Here is a 2,642-nt window from a genome sequence, read left to right on the forward strand (position 1 = left end):
GCGTGGCCACGGATCGCCCGCAACCACCGTCGGTACCGGGCGGACGGCCCGACCCCGGCGGACAGATCCGTGACGAGGTCCCGACCGGCCGCGCCGCCGCCGACGACCTCCCGACAGGCCGCGGTGAGACGGTCGACGTCCCGCTGGTCCGGGACGATCAGGAGGACCTGGAGCCCACGACGTCGCAGGGAGTCGGCGAGGGTCGCCAGGGCCCGGGCCCAGTCCCGTCCCGGCGGGACCGTCCACACCCCGCGGGCGGGGACGGCGCCGGTCGCGGCCTCGAGGAACCTCGCGACCATCGGGTGGTCGCCCCACCCCTCCGGCATCTCTACCGGCCCCACCGACACCCCCAGGGGCGGCCCCGGCTCGGGAACGGACTTCTCGGCGGCCGCATGGCGCGGCGGGATCGCCAACCGGATCACGTCCGAGCGCATGCCCACCCACCGCCGCGCCACCAGGTCGACCAACCGGAGCAGAGCCGGGGTGAGGATGGGCTCGGGTGAGACGACGCGTTCCAGCCAGGCGAGATCCCCCTGGTGATCGGTCTGCGCGCGCCGCTCGACGAGGAAACCGTCGACCAGCCGGCCGGCGAACCTCACCCTCACCCGCACGCCCGGGACCGCCTCGGCGGAGAGGGACTCGGGGACCAGGTAGTCGAACTCCCGGTCGAGATGGAAGACCCCGAGCAACGGCAGGACCCGGGCCACGGGGGCATCGGCCGCCGCGACCCGGGTCGCTGGGCGCGTGGTGGTCACGTGCGGGATCCTCGCACCCCGCTACGACACACGGGGTGACGGCGTCAGAGTCCGGCGGCCTGCTTGAGTTCGTCGACGCGGTCGGTGCGCTCCCAGGGCAGGTCGATGTCGGTGCGGCCGAAGTGTCCGTAGGCGGCCGTGGGGGCGTAGATCGGACGCTTGAGGTCCAGGTCGCGGATGATCGCACCGGGCCGCAGGTCGAACACCTCGGTCACCGCCTGCTGGAGTCGGTCGATGTCGACCTTCTCGGTGCCGAACGCCTCGACGAACAACCCGACCGGGGCGGCCTTGCCGATGGCGTAGGCGACCTGGACCTCGACGCGCTCGGCCAGGCCGGCGGCGACGATGTTCTTGGCGACCCAGCGCATGGCGTAGGCGGCGGAGCGGTCCACCTTGGACGGGTCCTTGCCGGAGAAGGCGCCGCCACCGTGGCGGGCCATGCCGCCGTAGGTGTCGACGATGATCTTGCGTCCGGTCAGGCCGGCGTCGCCCATCGGGCCGCCGAGGACGAACCGGCCGGTCGGGTTGACCAGCAGCCGGAAGTCGGCGGTGTCGATCCCGCCGGCGGCCTCGGCCAGGACCGGGTCGATCACGTGCTGCGTGAGGTCGTCGCGCAGGGTGGTCTCCAGGTCGACGCCGTCGGCGTGCTGGGTGGAGATGACGATGGTGTCCAGCCGGACCGCGCGGTCGCCGTCGTACTCGATGGTGACCTGGGTCTTGCCGTCCGGCCGCAGGTAGGCCAGCGTGCCGTCCTTGCGCACCTCGGTCAGCCGCCGCGAGAGGCGGTGGGCCAGCGCGATGGGCAGTGGCATGAGCTCGGGGGTGTCCGAGCAGGCGTAGCCGAACATCAGGCCCTGGTCGCCGGCACCCTGGCGGGCGATGGCGTCCTCGACCGAGTCGGTGGAGGTGCGGGCCTCGTGGGAGGTGTCCACGCCCTGGGCGATCTCCGGCGACTGCTGCCCGATCGAGATCGACACGCCGCAGGAGACGCCGTCGAAACCCTTGTCCGAGGAGTCGTAACCGATCTCGACGATCTTGTCGCGGATGAGCTGCGGGATCTCCACGTAACCGGTGGTCTTGACCTCGCCGGCCACGTGGACCATGCCGGTGGTGACCATCGTCTCCACGGCCACGCGGGCCGCCGGGTCCTGCTCCAGCATCGCGTCCAGGATCGAATCTGAGATCGCGTCACAGATCTTGTCCGGATGCCCCTCGGTCACGGACTCGCTGGTGAACAGCCGACGTGCCTGCGTCACAGTGGTTCTCTCTTCCATGGTGGGATCGCGTGTGATCGTTGCCGATCGCGTGGGGACAGACTAGTCGGTGCGGTCTGCGTCACTCCGCCCGGTCCGCCCGCGAGCGATCCCCACGATCGCGTCGAGTAGACGGTCGGCCAGGAGGTCCTTGCTGGCGCGCTCGAGGGCCGTCTCGCCGCCGCCCGAATCGAGGATCCAGCCGCCGTTGACGTCCTGTCCGAAGGTGGTGTCCCGGCCGACCTCGTTGACGACGAGGAGGTCGCACCCCTTGCGGGCGAGCTTGGCTCGGCCGTGCTCGAGGACCGTGCCCGACGCGTCGCCGGTCTCGGCGGCGAAACCGACCAGCACGCAGTCGGCCGGGACGTCCCCCGCCGCGCGCGCGGCGACCAGGTCGGCGAGGATGTCCGGGTTCCGCTCCAGTCGAATCTCCGCGGGCTCCGATCCGCTGCCCTTCTTGAGCTTTGAGTCGGAGACGTCGGTCGGCCGGAAGTCGGCGACGGCGGCGGCCTTGACGACCACGTCCGCCCGCGCGGCCGCGCGCAGCGTCTGCTCCCGCAGTTCGAGGGCGGACTCGATGTGGACGACCTCGACGGCGGGCGGGGTCGGCAGATCGGAGGACGTCACCAGGGTC

General features: G+C 71.8%; 3 protein-coding genes. All 3 read right to left on the reverse strand.

Annotation, left to right across the window (positions count from 1 at the left end; translation table 11 throughout):
* On the reverse strand, window positions 1-755 hold a 755-nt coding region (locus G6023_RS13510; protein WP_472986446.1), incomplete at its 3' end, for a primosomal protein N' family DNA-binding protein.
* Between the two features lie 44 nt (window positions 756-799).
* On the reverse strand, window positions 800-2,011 hold the full coding sequence (gene metK, locus G6023_RS13515; protein WP_182636002.1) for a methionine adenosyltransferase: 1,212 nt from the start codon (window positions 2,009-2,011) through the stop codon (window positions 800-802).
* Between the two features lie 60 nt (window positions 2,012-2,071).
* A partial coding sequence (locus G6023_RS13520) for a phosphopantothenoylcysteine decarboxylase domain-containing protein (RefSeq protein WP_277817535.1) occupies window positions 2,072-2,642 on the reverse strand: 571 nt, incomplete at its 5' end.

Origin of the sequence: Dietzia sp. DQ11-71 (assembly GCF_014144995.1) — a bacterium.
Taxonomy (GTDB): Bacteria; Actinomycetota; Actinomycetes; order Mycobacteriales; family Mycobacteriaceae; genus Dietzia; species Dietzia kunjamensis.